Origin of the sequence: Nostoc sp. FACHB-280 (assembly GCF_014697615.1) — a bacterium.
Classification (GTDB): Bacteria; Cyanobacteriota; Cyanobacteriia; order Cyanobacteriales; family Nostocaceae; genus Nostoc_B.
The window spans coordinates 149,066-166,961 of record NZ_JACJSD010000001.1 but is presented as its reverse complement, the minus strand read 5'-3'; the positions used below and the strand labels follow the sequence as shown (position 1 = coordinate 166,961).

Sequence of the window (17,896 nt, the reverse complement as noted above, 5' to 3'; positions counted from 1 at the left end):
AAAGTTGGTATTTAGGCGCTCACAAATGATCAGGACTCACGCACCAACTATTGTTCTACGTGAGTCCTAATCATTTGGGATTGTTTTATGTTTAGTTAACTAGAGTGATAGTCAAGTTATCCCACAACTGTGGGTTTTTGTGGTTGAGATGTTTGTACTACTTCGTAAAGTCTAGCTTCAAACTTCTCCATACAAGCAGACCAATCATACTGAAGAATAGAAGGACGAGCTTTTTCGCTCATTGCGGCTTTGAGTTCAGGATTTTCTAAGATAGCGATTACCTTGTGAGCAAAATCTCTGGGGTTATTTGGTTCCGCTAAAAAGCCATTCTGACCAGGAAATACTTGTTCTGATGTTGAAGGTGCAGTCACAGCTACTACAGGAGTTCCTGAAGCCAAGGCTTCGTTAGTTGTGGTGCAGAAGTTTTCTGTTACAGAAGGGTTCACAAATACATCTGCACGCGCAAACCAACCTAACAGTTCTGTACCGTGTGACTCACCCCAGATAGTAATTCCAGAACCAAATTTTGCTGCACGCCGACGAATTTCGGCATCTAAGGGGCCGCTACCAACAATCACTAAATGCACATCAGGAACTTTAGCGGCAATTATTGGAAAAGCATCTATTAATTGAGGCACATTTTTTTCGGCTGTAACACGTCCTACAAATAGTAATGTCGGTCGGTTGTCATTGGGTATTGGGTTATGAACGATATTTTGGGGATGAAATTTTTCGCAATTAATTCCTTGATAGGGAAGATATTCACTCCGTTTACATTGGAGGTTTTGGTATTTTACAAGCTGTTCTTTAGAAGAAAATAAATTCAGGTCGTAAGATTCACTAAACTGTTTAACTATCAGAGGAATAATTGGGCGGAGGAAGTTGAAAAATGTATCGCCTAAATAATATTTAATGTAGGCAACAATATCAGTATGAAAAACTGAAATAATTGGAGTATGAGTTTTTTTTGCATATCCTACTCCGACAGGACGACCATAACCTTGTAAAAATGCTGAATATACTCCCCGCATTTGAGCAGCTTCTTCAACCACAATAATATCTGGTTGAAATTGTTTTAGTAGTTTATTATCACTCCAATGACGATAGTTTAATGGTTGGGGAAGAGACTTATAAAAGATTAAAGGCTCTGTGGGGAATTTGTATGAAGAAAAAGTCGGGAAAGATTTTAATTCATCTAGCCCTGGCATGGGGCGATCGCTAACTTTTTTGGGATATTTATCATTGATTTCTGGATGAACAAGTAAAACCTCATGTCCTTGTTGTAGCAACCAGCGAACTCTTTGATGGACTGCAACGGAAACTCCTGTCAGAAAAGGAGAGTACAATCCTGTAAACAGTGCAATGCGTAGCTGTTGCTTTTTCATGATTTTAGTTAGTTTGTTAATTTTTTCTCGGAGTTTCATCGTTTGTGAGGAAAAAGATACTCGACTCCTCACAAATCAGATAGGATTGCTATAAAATTCTTGCTCACACCGCAAAACGCTAATTTGAGGATTTACGCATTGCTAGAGAAATTCCTGGAAGAAGAATTCAGGAGTTAGAAGTCAGAAGGATTAATAAATTAGCCTCTTACCACACTCATTACTGAGTGCTGAATAGCATGAAGATCACTTCTGACTTCTGAATGTTAGAGAGAAACTTTGCGATCGCTTGGCTGATCTTGTAAATGATAAGGACGATATTCTACAAGACGGATATTCCAAGGGCCTTGAACTTGATATGTTACACCACGCCAATGAACTGTGGGCATCTGAAACGATGCTAACATAGCTAACCCATAAATCCATTGTGTAAAGGGCAAAGTTATCGCAATTTTCCCAATTACGGCTGCGGAGAGTTTTGTTACTTGTTGACCTTGAGCGCGAATTTCTGGCTGTACTCCTAACTCTAAAAAGAGGATTAGCATAACTAAAGCCAACATATAACTGACATACCAACTCAAAGCTAAATTGGCACTGTCTCCTTCTCCTATCAACCAAGCCGCGAAAAATACTAGCAATAAAAGATTCGGTAGCATAATTGTGAAAATCACATCAGTAGCTACAGCTATCCATAAAGGATGGTACAAGCGAGAAGATAACAATTGACGTTGAAACCAGTATCTTAAACTCGGTAAATCGCACTCTTCCCTATTCAACATAATCAAAGAAGGCACAAACTGAACTTTGAGTTTATACTTACCTAAAATGCTACGAATCATCGTATCTTCGCCAAAGGCTTTACCCCACTTATCTAGCAGCCCTGTTTGATGAAGTACAGAGGTTTTGACTGCTAAGGTTCCACCCCACGGAATGCCATAAAGAAACATCTGTACAAGTGCTGAAACATTCCAGATGTAGCGGACTACAGTACCCCAATATCTACCTGTCGGAACATACCAACGATTCCCTGTGGTTGCACCGACTTTCGGGTTATTGAGAGGTGTGACTAATTCCCGCAACCAATTGGGATGCACGACGGTATCTGCATCAACTAAAGCCACAACCTCGTAAGACTCATCGAGTTCCGAGACAGCTTGAATCAAGGAACTACATTTGAGGCTACAACTATTGCGGACTATTTTGAGTGGTTGGATGTCAACGTTAGTCGCCCCTAGTTCATTGATAGTATTGTGGGCTATTTGCCATGCGGGGTCTTCGATGCTATCCACAACCAACTTCAAATTATAGTTAGGGTAGTCCTGATGGAGTAGCGATCGCAAGCAATTTGGTAAAAACGGATCAGCACCACGCAAGCAGAGAATTATTGCTGTTTTCGGCAGTTCTTCATCTAGTAATGGGTCTTGTGGTCGTGAAGACAGACACCACAACAAAGCCAACACCGAACATACTTGAACAGCTAACCAACTCAACAAGCACCGAGACAAGAATATTATTAACTCATTCATGTTTGAGAAACCCTACGCAATTGCATCTGAAAAACCAGCTATAAATAGCTTTTGTGACTCACGAAAAATAACAGTCAACTGACGCAGGATTTACACAGAGTTCGATAGGATTTTGGACTTTCAGATCCCCGACTTCTCTAAGAAGTCGGGGATCTGATGATTGGCGATTAAAACTCTAGTACAGATTGGCGTAAATAAACAGATCATCGGTAATTATTAAAAGACTTGTGGTATCACGATTCTTTCTTTTTCCTTTTGACTTTTTACTTTTGCCTTGTTGTACTAGCCCCTTTTAACTCACAAAGATATTTTGCTATCTATCGGTTGATCCAAAAAATCATAAGCTTGGTATTCCACTAAGCGAACGTTCCAAGGCCCTTGGACACGATAGATAACACCCCGCCATTTCACAGTTGATTTCAACAAAGACTTAAGCATTGCTAAACCATATACCCATTGTGTTAACGGGATGGCAATCAACATTTTTAATATTGTGCCAAGGGATAATTTTGTTACTGACTGACCTTGATTTAAAATTACTGGTCTGACTCCTATCTCTAATGTCAACATGAGTAAAAGTAGCCCCAGGGTGTAGATGCTATAAGAGCGAAATAATAAGGCGGCAGTTTGCCATTCTTCATCCCACAAAGAGGCTAGTAACAAAACAATAGTAATAGCGGGAAATAAAATGCTAGAAATTACATCACCAACGATAGCTATCCATTGCGGATGATAAAGTCTAGAGTATAAAAACAGTCGTTTGAGATGATCTATTAAGCCGAGTAAATCAGATTCTTCCCGATTTAACATCATCAAAGAAGGTACAAACTTGATTTGCATTCCGTGTTTTTTCAAAACTTTGTGCATCATCAAGTCTTCATTTAAGGCTTTACCCCACATATCCAGTATTCCGGTGTGGCGTAGTAGTTCTGTTTTGATGGCTAAAGTACCACCCCAAGGAATACCAAATAAAAACATCTGCACAACTGTGGAGACATTACCTGCATAGCGGACTACTGAACCCCAATATTTACCAGTTGGTACATACCAACGATTACCAGTTGTCGCGCCGACTTTGGGATGAGATAAAGGGCTAACTAATTCTCGCAACCAGTTGGGATGGACTACCGTATCAGCATCCACAAAAGCTACAACTTCGTAAGCATCATCTAATTCGGCAAAAACTTGTAAAAGGGCGCTGCATTTGAGGCTGCAATTGTGGCGAATCACCCTTAAATAGCTGATATCAACATTAGTTGCGCCTAGTTGACTGATAGTATCGTGGGCTATTTGCCAAGCTGGATCTGTTTGACTATCGACAACTAGTTTTAAAGTGTATTGTGGATAATTTTGAGTGAGAAGCGATCGCAAACATTCCGGTAAAAACGGATCGGCTCCACGTAAACAAAGAATTACCGCCGTTTTAGGTAGCTGCTCATCTGCTAATGTGCTTCTATTGCCCAAGCGCAAATAGAACAAGAAAACAAGTGCTAGACACACCTGAATAGCCAGCCAACCCAGCAAAGACTTAGACAGGAATATCGTAAATGCTTCCATGAATTTTAGAGGAAAGGCGTTGAGGAGGGGTGTAGGAGTTTAGGGGTGTAAGGGTGTAAGGGGGTAAGAGTTTAAGGGATAGAAATAAAAACCTATGATATTTACCAATCATCTTTTCTTCCCCTATACCCTACACCCCTATACCCATATACCCAGCCTTAACAAGATTAGTTATTAAGGATCAAGAGAGTATTTCATGTAAATATTGATGCTGGTGTTTTTGTTAACGACAAAACTAGCGTCACGAAATTTTGGTGTACCTGTTTGAACTGAAACTGTAGGATTTTTAGAAATACCAAAGCCTTCTTTAGGGATACCGAAGAAGTCTGTATTTAATTTGCGATCGCCATTTTGGTCGTCAACAATCGCTACTGCATAAGTACCATGTTTTAAACCAGAGAATTTTTTAACTACAGTGTTACCTGTAATTTTGGCGCAACCACTTTGGACTTCACTTTTATCGCTCATGGGGAAACCTTTTTCCCCGGCGTAAATGCGGAAGCATACATCACCTTTTTGATGGCGAACATTTTTGACTACAATAGTGAGTGTTGCAGTTTGTTCTGCGGTTACGGGTTTAATACAATAAATGCTGATTAAAGAAGAAAGCACAAAGTAAGACCAACGTGCAATTTTACGCATGATGATTCATGAAGAGGTAATGTTTTTCTTTTAACGCAGAGGTGCGCTGAGGTTAACGCGGAGGTACGCTAAGTCTCTACCTAATCTCTGGATTATTTACTCTGCGTCCTTGGCGTTCTTGGCGGTTCGTTAAAAAATTAAGTAGATGATAGCCGATTACACTACTTAACTAGTTTTTGGATGTCTGTTTTCTGCACCCATTCAGATGTTCTACGCAAGCCTTCTTCTAGATCAACTTTGGGTTTGTAATCTAATAAGTTTTGGGCTTTAGCAATAGAATAGGCATAGGGACGGGTCATAAAATCAACTGATTCTGGGAGAATATCAGCTTTTTTCCGAAATAGTTTTTGTCCTTGACTACGGATTTTGAGAAATAGTTTGATTTCATCTTTTGGTACAGACATCGGAGCCTGTAAACCTTCGGTTGCAGCCAAACGCATGAAATACTCTTTCCAGGAAGTTTGTTGACCGTCGGTAATGTTAAAAACTTCACCGTAAGCTTCTTTTTGAATAGCTAAAAAGATGGCATCAATCAGATTATCTATATATAGATGGTTGATGACTCCTTGACCATCGTTAGCATAGGCAAATAGCTTTTGACGCATCATCAAAAGTGGTCTGATTATCCAAGGGATACAGCCAGGGCCATAAACATCACCAGCACGAATTACAATCACACCAAAGTCTGGTGGAGAGTTGAGGGGTAAAAGTTCTTGTTCAGCTTCAATTTTGGTCTGGCAATAAGGATTATTATCACCAGATAAAGGGCCAGTTTCGCTTACGCCATCGGGATAATCAAAGCCATATACCATCGCACTGGAGAGGTGAACAAAGGTTTTTACGCCAGCACTTTTGGCGGCTTTTGCGATGTTGAGAGTACCGTTGACGTTGATTTCCCGAAACTCTTTGATGGGGCCAGCTTCTTGGGTAAGTTGTGCTGTGTGGAGAACGATATCGACTCCCTGACAAGCTTTTTGGGCAATTTTCGGGTCGGTAATGTTACCAGCGATCGCTTCTACGTTAAGATTTTGTGGTATCTTGCGATCGCTAGAACTTTGCAACCCGCGCACCTTCATTCCCTGCGCTATAGCTAACTCGGCTGCACGCAACCCGATAAAATCATCAATCCCAGTAATCAGGAGAGTTTTGTTTTGTAAGTTCATCAGGGGTTATTTTTTTACTAAAGTTTGAATGTTGAAGGTGAGGCGTTAGGGGCTAGGGGCTAGAAGCTAAATATAAATAGATAGATAGAAGACTGAATGAAAATACTATTTAACTCTTAATCCCTAGCCTCCAGTCTCTAGCCTCTAAAAAATATCTGCCGGGTCAGCAGAACGCAATTTATTAATGGCAAGTGCGCCAGAGGTAATACACATCAAGACTGCTGAGATAAACACTATCAAGGCATTTGTAGCATTCATCATGATGGGTAATTTTGTTGCTTCCCTTGCAAAGTCATACAAAATTATGGAAGTGAAAAATCCGGGAATATATGAGAGAAATGCCAAGATTAACGCTTGTTGAAATACTACCTTTAACAAATAAGAATTGGGATAACCAATGGCTTTTAATGTCGCATAAGCAATAAATTGAGTGGCAATATTGCTGTAGAGAATTTGATAAACAATCACCACACCTACCACAGAAGCCATTGTTAACATTAGATTCAAAATAAAACCAATCGGTGTTCTATCAGCCCAATATTGTTTCTCAAAGTTGATAAAGCCTTGACGAGTAAAAACTAGAACATCATTCGGTAAATTTGCTTGTAAACTCTTTAAAACTTTTTCTTTATCAGCACCAGGCTTGAGAGTAATTATGCCGATGTCAATTTTTTCTGCTGGACGAGTATTGGGATTTATCCGCAAAAAAGTTGAGTCGCTGACAATTAAGTTTCCATCTACACCAAAGGAGGGGCCTAAGCTAAATAACCCACCGACTCGCACGTTATAGCCAATCGGCCCATCAAAAGGAAAAATTTCAATTGTCTGTTCAGTATTTCCTTTATCAAAATTTGCAGCAATTGGCCCAAATTCTGGACGAGAATCGCGGTCAAATAGCATGACATCAGGAATTTTGAGCTTGTCCAAATTCTGCTCAATTTCTGGGATATTTAGTACCGGATTTCCTGGGTCAAAGCCAATCACATAAATAGAATATTTCTCACCATTGACGGGATTTTTTAACTTGGCAAATTGCAAGTACATGGTGCTAACAGATTCAACACCATCAAACCCCAAAGATTGATATAAACGAGTGCGAGAAAAGCTTTGATTAGATGTCAAAGACTTATATTGTGCGCTAACTAAAAATAAGTCCCCGCGTAGGCTTTGATGCACTGCGGTTGCACTAGAATACAGTGCATCTTGAAACCCTAACTGGACAAACATCAGCAGCACAATGAAAGCAATTCCGGCTACAGCAACGACAAAACGAATCTTTTGTTGTGCAAGCTGTAGCCATGCTAAAGGAATCTTGAAATTCATGGATTCATTTGTTATTTGTTATTTGTCATTAGTCACTTGTACTGAGCGAAGCCGAAGTATTAGTCATTTGTTATGTTGACTATTGACTATTAACTATTGACTAAATTTGAATAGATACATCCACTTGCAGATTTGTCATCCGAGCTACTTTTTGACTATCTGCGGGGTTATCAATGGAGATTTTGACTTCTACAATTCTGCGGTCGGTATCAGACCTGGGGTTGAGACTAAAGATGCTTTGTTTGTCAACTTGCCAACCAATTTCTTTCACAGTTCCCTGCAATTTTCCAGCAAATGCAGCACTGGTAATTGATGCTTTTTGACCTATACGTACTTTTTGAATATCGGTTTGATACACTTCTGCAACTACATACATTTGCGATATCTTACCGATTTCTGCAAAACCAGAAGTATTGATAACTTCACCAGTTTTGGCATGAATTTTGAGAATTCTACCGTCAATGGGAGCTTTAATGTATGTTAATTCGTAGTCAGCTTTGGCTTGTTTAATTGCTGTGACAGCACTTTTAACTTCTGTTTGTGCTGCTTCAACATCTACAGAACGTACTTCTTTAATACTGCTGAGTCTGGCTTGCGCTTCTTTTTGTTGGTCTTGTAGAGTGTTTTGTGTACGAGTTAGTGCAGCTTGAGCTTCGGTGAGTTGTTGCTGTGCGGTTTTGAGTTGTAAGGCTTTGCTGTCGGCAACAGAAGCCGCGATCGCACCTTGTTTGTATAATTGCTGATAGCGATCGTTTTCGGTTTGAGCGTTATCAACTTCCGCTTTGATGCGGTTAATAGTTGCTTGTTGTGTGGCAACTTCTCCTTTTAATTGAGATGCTAAATTCGCAATGCTGGCTTTTTGCGCCTCGATATCTCCAGATTTTGCCCCAGCTTTCACTTGCGCTAATTTAGCTTTGGCAACTTGTAATTTATCTAAAGATTGTTGTAGGGCTGCTGTGGCACGCCCATAATCTTCTAAATACGCCAATACCTGCCCAGCTTTGACTTCATCTCCTTCTTTTACCAACAGTTTTTCTACTCGTACACCGTTGATAGAATTAGGCGCAGACAAATAAGTAACTTCACCTTCAGGCTGCAAACGTCCTAAAGCGGTGACTGCAACTTTTACAGGCGCGGGTTTTGGTGTTGTTGCTTGAGTGGTTTGAACTGCGACACGGTTTGATTTTGGTGCAACAGTGTAAAAAGTTCCTAGCCCAGCCACAGCTACAGTAATAGAAGCTGCCAAAATTATTTGCCACCGACTCAAGGGTTTTGTAAACAAGTGGCCGTATCTTTTTAGTGCCATATTTTTATTCCAATCGTGCTATGCCAGGGAACAGCCAAAATGACCGATAATTAAGCTGAAAAATGAAGTATGAAAAATTTCCTTCTACTTCATAATTCACACTTCACACTTCATACTTTTTGTACACTTCTATGGAAATTGTTGTACGCCTTTACACCACTATTGATAATTAATTGTGCGGATAACTAACAGAAGGCTGTACTCTAAATCTTTCTCAGTTTTAACTTAATTTCCTATCAAATCCAGTATTCTAAATTACGATAACGCTAACCCAAAAATTTAGTTTTCCTCAAATGAAGCGTTTAGAAAATCTGGATAAACTGTGTCCAATTATTGCAAAGTTGTTTACTCTTGTCAACCGATTGGCATTGCTTAAGTTAGCTTTTAATGACTCAGCTATGTGGTTGGGAATGGGGAATAGGGAGTAGGGAATAGGGATAAATTTTAAGAATTATTTTCATGATTATTTGTTACCAAAATTGTGTAATTTCAAACACATTGTATAGATAGTTATTGTCAGACAGGCGAGAAAAATTGAAAAACATGAATGCTACAAATAGTAATACTTTCACCTTCTACCTCCGGTCGCCGAGCGACTTGTACCGAGCGAAGTCGAGGTAAGTCGAGGTGCTACATTTTCCTAAATTTCAGGAACAAAATTCTAGATTTCAACTCACTAAATAAAATGTGTGAAATTGACTTCGCGTGTTATCTTGGTTGTTTTAACTGAACTTATATGAAAACAGTAATTATGCCTGTTATTGCTATCGATCAAATTCATATAGGTGCTAACCGCCGTCCTGTTAATGCTCATAAAGTTAGTGAGTTAAAAGAATCAATTAAAGCCAATGGTTTACTCAACCCCATCACGGTAGATCAGAATTTGACCTTGGTTGCTGGTTTACATCGCCTCACAGCTTGTCAGCTTTTGGGGTTAGAAACAATCGAATGTAATGTTGTTAACTATCAAGATGCTGACCAAGCGCGGCTGGCAGAAATTGACGAAAACCTGATTCGCAATGAATTAGAACCCTTGGAGCGTTCAGAATTGTGGTTAGAGCGTGACCAGATTTTAGAGCGGATGGGGTTACGGGCGAAAGCTGGAGATAACCAACATACTCTCAAAGGTGGTGCAACCATTTCACCACCTAAAAGAACCATCGAGTTGGCGAAGGAAGTTGGATACTCTGAGCGCACTTTTCAACATGGAAAGCAAATCGCTAAAAGTATCCATCCAGATGTGAAACAGATGATTAAAGGTACATCTCTAGCTGACAGTCCTACAATACTACTGAAAATTGCTAGGGCTGGTAGCGAAGAACGCAGTTTAGCCGAAACTGCACAAAAAGCTTTGGAATTAGCCCAAAAACAGGGAGATGAACCAGCAATTATCCAGCAAACACAATTAATTGCAGAAGCTAACAAAAAGCAAAAAGAGTTACAGATATTAGCCTTTAAAAGTGCTATGGCGGAGAAAGAAGCGAAATTAGCTATCAAAAAGGTGCAACGCCAGGTAGAACAAGCAATTGAGCAAACCAAAGCCAATGTAGAACCCGCCATCAAAGTTGGTGAAGAATGGATGTTGGGAAGACATTTGGTTTATTGTGGCGATACTTACACTTCACAGTTTCGGAATTTGTTACCTTCAGATGCAGCACTGGCGATCGCTACTGTATCCTCTACATGGCAACATAATTATCTAGTAGACGAAGCCAGAGTGGTAGCTGTCCTCCGTTCTGAAGGACAAATTTACGATTTTTACAAACATAACAAAATGCCATTTCAATATGAGTTGTTAGTAAATAACCTTTATATAGGCATTTTTTCACATCATGCGATCGCTAAACCCCAATCACCAATTCACATAGAAGGTATAGAAGGTGTTGTCAATTATTTAATAAATTTCTACACCAGTCCCAATAATTTTATCATTGCACCATTTATGGGGAATGGTGAAATATTGGCTACTTGTGAAAGATTGGGACGCATCTGTTTTATTGGCGATGAAAATCAGCAATTGGTTAATCGCGGCGTGATGCGTTGGCAGCAATTGACTGGCAAGTTAGCAAAAAAAATGGTGAGTGTTTGATAAGTAGAAGGCAGTGGTTCGGCTTCGCGGTAATCGAGCGAAGTCGAGATTCACCAACCAGGTAGTAGGAGAAACTTTTGATAACAAGCAGGTTTCTTTGATTTGCTTTAAATTTAATTCTGTGTACTACTTAGCATGAAATACTCGTGAGAAGTTAGATCCCCGACTTCTTAAAGAAGTCGGGGATCTGGAACACCTGATTTTCTGTAACGTTTTTAGCAGATATACATTTCAACACTCAAATGTTTGTAATTTATGAAATGTCATCAAAGTATTGTTTATACTGTACTTTCTAAAATTTTAATATTTGCTGATTCCTAACTTATTGGTGTTGTTTTTTGCCTTATTTTAAAAATTCATCAAAAAGTCGAATCAAATTATGATGCTACGTTGAAAATATCGGATATATACCCATGTATTTGCTTATGGATTGTCTACGGAATATGCTGATGGTGCTAATGGCTAGGAAATTAAGCTGTATTTGGATTTTGGATAGCGATCGCGTAAATTCACAACCACTAAATATGAGTTTGCAAATATACTTGAATGCAATATTGTGTTTAACATTGCCATCTACTAAAAGCCAGATTTTTTTCTTAAAATCCCTTGAAGAAATGATTTAGTTTATGTGAAGTGTGTTATTCTTTTTATTAATTCAACTCTTCAAAGCCCAACGGAAACAGAACACATTTATTGTGCTTGAAGATGAGAAACATACTATACAAAGTCGCATCACTATCACCTTGTAACTGTTGGTTAATTTCTTCAAATTACTGTGAAATTTAAAGTAGAGGTGATGTTCTTTCGGTAACGAACTTGTCAGCTTTTCTGGGTCGAATTCCGTACAATATATTATCCTGGACGTTGAAACTGGCTATGGCATTTATCAAGATACAGAACGTTGTCATTAATACCAGCTACGTTGCTGCTGTTAAGCTAGATAATCAAACGAGCTTGGGAGAAAAAAGCGTTTCTGTCCTCATGGCTACTCCTAAGTTTCCATTGTTCCAGCCTGATGCAATCACACAAAACTTCTACCATTACGAATGGCTTGAATTTACTGGTCAAGCTGCTAACGCGCTTCAAGATTATTTTACCAGTTTCAACAACGTTATTGACCTGCTACCACAATATCAAGAGAAGTGTGAAGTATGAAGTATGAAGTATGAAAAGCTTCATTCTGATGGTGCGAATAAATGTCACTAGGTTATGTCTATAAACTTTACAAATGACAAATGACCAATACTTCGGCTTCGCTCAGTACAAGTGACAAATGACATTTCTACCAACTTAATTCTTCACCTCTATTTGTATTGTGTAGTGTTTGTTAGGAAAAAAGCATTTAGCCTTCATACATAGGATAGCTAGTTGCTTGTCACAACAGACAGATACTTTTTGACGGGTAACACAGACTACTGTAGCTTCACAATCCACAGTAATTAAAAACTGTCTATGTCCTATGTCTGCTTATTCAATTGATACTGCTTTGGCGGAATTAGAAGCCCAGATCAACAGTTGTGAAAAAACTTTGATTCGGTATATAGAGGAAAAAAAGATGACGACAGACAAACCAATGTCGATTAACAAACTTAACAGACAATTGCAACAAAATCCTATAGCTATTGTGGGTATGGCTTCGCTATTTGCGAAAGCTAGAAATTTGCGAGAATATTGGCAAAATATCATTAACAAAATCGATTGTATTACTGATGTTCCTCCCTCCCACTGGAGCGTAGAAGATTACTACGACCCCAACCCCAGAACCCCAGAAGATAAAACCTATTGTAAACGCGGCGGTTTTATTCCAGAGGTTGATTTTAACCCGATGGAATTTGGTATTCCCCCCAGCATTTTAGAAGTAACTGATGTTTCACAGCTACTAAGTTTGGTAGTTGCGAAAGAAGCAATGGAAGATTCTGGTTATGGTGAATCTCGTGAGTTTAGCCGCGAAACAACTGGGGTAGTTCTCGGTGTGGCTATGGCTAAACAATTGGGAATGCCACTAGCTGCACGGTTAGAATATCCGATTTGGGAAAAGGTTCTTAAAAGCAGTGGTTTGTCTGACGAAGATACCAAAAAAATCGTTGACAAAATTAAAGCTGCCTACGTCAAGTGGGATGAAAACGCTTTCCCTGGTATGCTGGCTAACGTTGTGGCTGGACGCATCGCCAACCGCTTGAACTTCGGCGGGATTAACTGTGTAGTTGACGCGGCTTGTGCTAGTTCCTTCGGTGCGTTGAAATTAGCGATTAGCGAACTAGTCGAACATCGTGCTGATATGATGCTGACTGGTGGTGTAGATACCGACAACACCATCATGGCTTACATCTCCTTCAGCAAAACCCCGGCGGTGTCTCCCAGTGAAAGTGTTAAACCATTCGATGCGAAATCTGATGGGATGATGTTGGGTGAAGGTATCGGGATGATTGTTCTCAAGCGTCTAGAAGATGCAGAAAGAGACAACGATAAAATCTATGCCGTCATCAAAGGCATCGGTACTTCCAGCGATGGCCGCTACAAGAGTATTTATGCACCCCGCAAAGAAGGTCAAGTAACCGCCTTGCGCCGCGCTTACGAAGATGCTGGTTTCTCTCCTGCTACCGTCGGTCTAATGGAAGCCCACGGTACAGGGACAATGGCAGGCGACCCAACCGAATTCGGTTCTTTAAGAGACTTCTTTGGCGAATACGACCAGAAAAAACAGCACATCGCTTTAGGTAGTGTGAAATCCCAAATCGGACACACCAAAGCGGCTGCGGGTGCGGCAAGTTTAATTAAAACGGCTTTGGCACTGCATCACAAAATTTTACCGCCAACCATTAATATTACTGAGCCGAACCCCAAACTCGATATTAACAACTCGGCATTTTATCTCAATACTGAAACCAGACCTTGGATACGTGCAGAAGGCGAAGCACCAAGACGTGCGGGTGTAAGTTCCTTCGGGTTTGGTGGGACAAACTACCACGTAGTTTTAGAAGAATACGAAGCGGGACAAAATCAGCCTTACCGCATACACAGCACACCCCAAGAAATTCTGCTGTTTGCTGAAAACCCAGCGCAACTACTCAGCAAGTGCGAAGCAGATTTATGGAAGTTGCAATCAGAAGGCGGCGACAGACACTTTTCTCAGTTGGTGCAAGATAGTCAATCTCTAGAAATTCCTCAAACTGCGGCTAGAGTTGGCTTTGTCGCTGAGAACTTACAAGAAGCTTGCAAGTTGCTGCAAATCAGCATCGACTGGTTGAAACTCAAAGGTTCAGCCGCATCTTGGGAACATCCCCAAGGTATTTACTACCGCGCCTCTGGGATGGAATTAGGCGGTAAAGTTGTTGCACTGTTCTCTGGCCAAGGTTCCCAATACCTAGAAATGGGTCGGGAATTGGTGATGAACTTCCCTGAGATGCAGCGTTTGCATGGTTACATGGATAGCTTGTTGCTAAAAGATAACTTGCAGCCACTCTCAGAAATTGTCTTCCCGCGCCCAACCTTTGAAGAAGCAGAGAAAAATGCTCAAGTTGCAGCATTGCAACGTACAGAATACGCTCAACCTGCGATTGGTGTATTCAGTGCTGGGTTATATTCCATCCTACAAAAAGCTGGTTTCAAATCTGATTTCGTCGCTGGACACAGTTTTGGTGAACTAACTGCATTGTGGGCTGCGGGTGTGTTGAGTGAGCAAGATTACTTGTTCTTGGTGAAAGCTAGGGGTCAAGCGATGGCTGCACCAGAAGACCCAGACCATGATGCCGGTACAATGTTGGCTGTCAAAGAGGACATCAACAAAATCGAGCCGATACTGAAGCACTATCCGCAAGTATCCATTGCTAACTTCAATTCACCGACTCAGGTGGTGTTGGCAGGGCCGACCGCAGAAATCGCTAAAGTGCGTCAGACTTTGCAAGAACAGGGATACGCGGCTGTACCGTTGCCTGTTTCCGCAGCCTTCCACACTTCACTGATAGCTTTTGCTCAGAAGTCCTTTGCGATCGCCACAAAGTCAGTCAAATTTAATACTGCTCAAATTCCAGTTTTCAGCAATGTTACTGGTAAGCCTTATCCCCAAGACCCCACAGGAATGCAGCGCATCCTGGAAACTCACCTGGCTAGTTCGGTGCTGTTTAAACAGGAAATTGAGAATATCTACGCGGCTGGCGGTTCTTGCTTTGTGGAATTTGGGCCGAAGAGGATTTTGACTAACTTAGTTAAGGATATTTTAGGCGATCGCCCTCATATTACCATCGCTTTGAATCCTAGCACTCAGAAAAATAGCGATCGTTCTTTGCGGGAAGCAGCAGTACAAATGCGCGTCATTGGGATGCAGTTGAAGAATCTTGACCCTTATCAAGTTCAACCTACACTACCTGCTGAGAAGAAGAAAACTTTGAGTGTGCGTCTCAATGGGATTAACTACGTTTCGGAGAAAACTAGAAACGGTTTCAAGGAAGCTTTGGAGAGTGGACATAAGGTTTCTTTACCTGCTGCGCCTGCGCCAGTGGTTAGTGCTACCCCAGAATTTTCTGAAACGAACCGCATAGACGCGCAAGCGGCTTCCCGCAGGGTAGGGCGCGAAGAGCGCGAAGAAGAGATAAGAGTTTTAGAGGGTTCAGGTGTAAGTCTTCAAGAAATAATTAAGCCGGAACCAGCACCTGAAGTTGCTCCTATCACTAGTCTCATCACTGAACCAACACCAGAACCAGAAATGAATCCTGCGATCCTTTCTAATCAACTAGCCCAGGAAACTGATATGCCAACACCTGAAAACTTGGTAAATTACCAGCGAATGCTAGAAAGCTTAGAGTACCTGCTGACCCAATTCCAAAAGAATCAATCTGATAACTTACAAACGCACGGTCAGTACCTCAACCATCAGATGGAATATACCAAAGCATTCTTCCAACTGATGCAGCAGCAAAACGCTTTGTTCGCTAACGCCAAGTCTTCCCAAGAGGTAGCGCAACTGAAGCTAGTGGTGATGGAAGGTGTCGAACGCAGTATGATGCAGTTTCACTCCCAACAAGGTGAAACTCTCCGCATCCATGAACAATATCTTCTGGAACAGGTAGAATACGCCAAAAATTTCTTCAATCTCATTCAGCAACAATATTCACAGTTAATTGCTGGTGGTGTTGCAATTGAACCAACCCCTGTCAGCGATGCACCTGTATCTGCAACCACCAAAATTGTTGCACCCACCACTCCCGTAGTTGAGCCTGTAGCGAAAAATGGCAATGGTAACGGTAATGGTCATAAACCTGTTGAAACACCAGTCGTACCAGCACCCCAGCCTGTAGCAGTTGCACCCGCACCTGTCATTGAAACACCCGCACCTCAGCCTGTAGCGGTTGTACCTGTGTCTCAACCTGTTGCTTTCACACCCGCGCCTATCGTTGAAACACCCGCACCAGTTGTTCAAATTCCTACACCTCAGCCTGTAGCTGTAGTTAGCGCACCCGTTGTAGCTGTACCTGCGGTTGATGTCTCCGACTTAGACAAAAACCTCCTCGCTATTATCAGTGACAAAACTGGCTACCCAGTCGAAATGCTCGAATTAGAGATGGACATGGAAGCCGACTTGGGTATTGACTCCATTAAACGAGTTGAAATCTTGGGTGGTTTACAAGAAATGTATCCTGACTTACCCAAGCCCAACTTAGAAGAACTAGCAGAAAAACGCAGCATCGGCGACATTATTACATATCTGCAATCTAATTCTTCTGGAAGTGCAAGTGTCGGAGTTGCAGTGTTACCCGCGCCAGCAGCACCAGAAATGCCAGTCGCTACTACTATACCTGTAGTTCCTGTAGCACCTGCACCTGAAACAGTAGTAATTGCTGAAACTCCAGTCGTAGAGATTGTAGAAGATACCACAGATTACGCAGATATCGCCCAAACTCTACTAAATATTACCAGCGATAAAACTGGCTACCCAGTCGAGATGCTGGAACTCGAAATGGATATGGAAGCCGACTTAGGTATCGACTCCATCAAACGGGTAGAAATTTTGGGAGCAATGCAAGAAACATATCCCAACCTACCCAAGCCCAACGTCGAAGACTTAGGCGACTTGCGAACCATCGGTCAAATAGTTGATTACCTGCAACGCCTAGTTGCGGGTGAAAAAAAAAAGCCTGATTCTAACTGGGACTTCCAGCCAGTCCAAGTAATCGATAACGTTGCGCGTCGTCCCGCGCAACTGAAAATCCTCCCGCTACCCGACAGCTTAGAGTTCAGTTTACCAGAGGGCCACATCTGCTTAATTACAGATGATGGCTCCCTCACTACCTCCCACGTAGTCCAAACACTGTGCGATCGCGGTTGGAAAGTAATAGTATTAAGCTTCCCCCAAGCTATCATCGCTCAACAAGCACCCTTACCTGCTGGTGTAGAACGTATCACCCTTGCAGATATGAGTGAAGAATTACTCCAACACAAATTATCCGCGATCGCAACTAATATTGGCACAATTGGTAGCTTTATTCATATCCATCCCCAGGCTGTAGAACAGGACAAAGCCATAGTTAAGCACATCTTCTTTGTAGCGAAACACTTGAAGAAATCCCTCACCGAAACCGCCAATTACACCCGCAGTAGCTTCCTAACAGTAGTGCGCTTAGATGGAGCATTTGGGTTAGAGCATAACACCAATTATGGAGCGATCGCAGGTGGTTTATTCGGACTTACCAAAACCCTGAGATGGGAATGGCCAAAAGTATTTGCTCGCTCAGTTGATTTGAGTCCGGCGATAGATGCACAAAAATCGGCTGAACATATTATTGCCGAACTGTGCGACTCGAATCTTTATATCAATGAAGTGGGTTATGGTTCGCACGGGCGAGTTACTTTGAAGGCTTCCGTAGTTAAGTAAAGTTTCGCGCAAAGGCGCAAAGGCGCAAACTCTTTCTCTC

10 protein-coding genes are annotated in these 17,896 nt (G+C 41.4%); 3 read left to right on the top strand and 7 right to left on the bottom strand.

The window, feature by feature from the left end; translation table 11 throughout:
- Positions 1-116 precede the first annotated feature (116 nt).
- The 7 genes from H6G75_RS00615 to H6G75_RS00585 all read right to left on the bottom strand — a co-directional run bounded on the left by H6G75_RS00615 (position 117) and on the right by H6G75_RS00585 (position 8,899).
- Entirely contained in the window at positions 117-1,385 is a 1,269-nt protein-coding gene (locus tag H6G75_RS00615; protein WP_190978076.1) for a glycosyltransferase, read from the bottom strand.
- Positions 1,386-1,648: 263 nt separating this feature from the next.
- Positions 1,649-2,908, bottom strand: a complete 1,260-nt coding sequence (locus H6G75_RS00610; protein WP_190978075.1) for a glycosyltransferase family 2 protein — start codon at positions 2,906-2,908, stop codon at positions 1,649-1,651.
- Positions 2,909-3,205: 297 nt separating this feature from the next.
- Positions 3,206-4,465, bottom strand: a complete 1,260-nt coding sequence (locus H6G75_RS00605) for a glycosyltransferase family 2 protein (RefSeq protein ID WP_190978074.1) — start codon at positions 4,463-4,465, stop codon at positions 3,206-3,208.
- Positions 4,466-4,639: 174 nt separating this feature from the next.
- On the bottom strand, positions 4,640-5,107 hold the full coding sequence (locus tag H6G75_RS00600) for a DUF2141 domain-containing protein (protein WP_190978073.1): 468 nt from the start codon (positions 5,105-5,107) through the stop codon (positions 4,640-4,642).
- 161 nt (positions 5,108-5,268) lie between these two features.
- Positions 5,269-6,270: an NAD(P)-dependent oxidoreductase gene (locus H6G75_RS00595; RefSeq protein WP_190978072.1), complete on the bottom strand. Its 1,002-nt coding sequence runs from the start codon at positions 6,268-6,270 to the stop codon at positions 5,269-5,271.
- A gap of 144 nt (positions 6,271-6,414) precedes the next feature.
- Entirely contained in the window at positions 6,415-7,593 is a 1,179-nt protein-coding gene (gene devC / locus H6G75_RS00590; RefSeq protein ID WP_190978071.1) for an ABC transporter permease DevC, read from the bottom strand.
- Between the two features lie 100 nt (positions 7,594-7,693).
- Positions 7,694-8,899: an ABC exporter membrane fusion protein gene (locus H6G75_RS00585; protein ID WP_190978070.1), complete on the bottom strand. Its 1,206-nt coding sequence runs from the start codon at positions 8,897-8,899 to the stop codon at positions 7,694-7,696.
- Between the two features lie 751 nt (positions 8,900-9,650).
- Here H6G75_RS00585 and H6G75_RS00580 point away from each other — a divergent pair.
- From H6G75_RS00580 to H6G75_RS00570, 3 genes are all read left to right on the top strand, one after another.
- Positions 9,651-10,988 (top strand): ParB N-terminal domain-containing protein, encoded by a 1,338-nt coding sequence (locus H6G75_RS00580; RefSeq protein WP_190978297.1) that lies wholly within the window; start codon positions 9,651-9,653, stop codon positions 10,986-10,988.
- A gap of 876 nt (positions 10,989-11,864) precedes the next feature.
- The gene (locus tag H6G75_RS00575) at positions 11,865-12,143 is read left to right on the top strand and encodes a hypothetical protein (protein ID WP_190592283.1); all 279 of its coding nucleotides are present in this window, start codon (positions 11,865-11,867) and stop codon (positions 12,141-12,143) included.
- A 304-nt stretch (positions 12,144-12,447) separates the two neighbouring features.
- Positions 12,448-17,856 (top strand): type I polyketide synthase, encoded by a 5,409-nt coding sequence (locus H6G75_RS00570; protein ID WP_190978069.1) that lies wholly within the window; start codon positions 12,448-12,450, stop codon positions 17,854-17,856.
- The last annotated feature ends 40 nt before the right edge of the window (positions 17,857-17,896 follow it).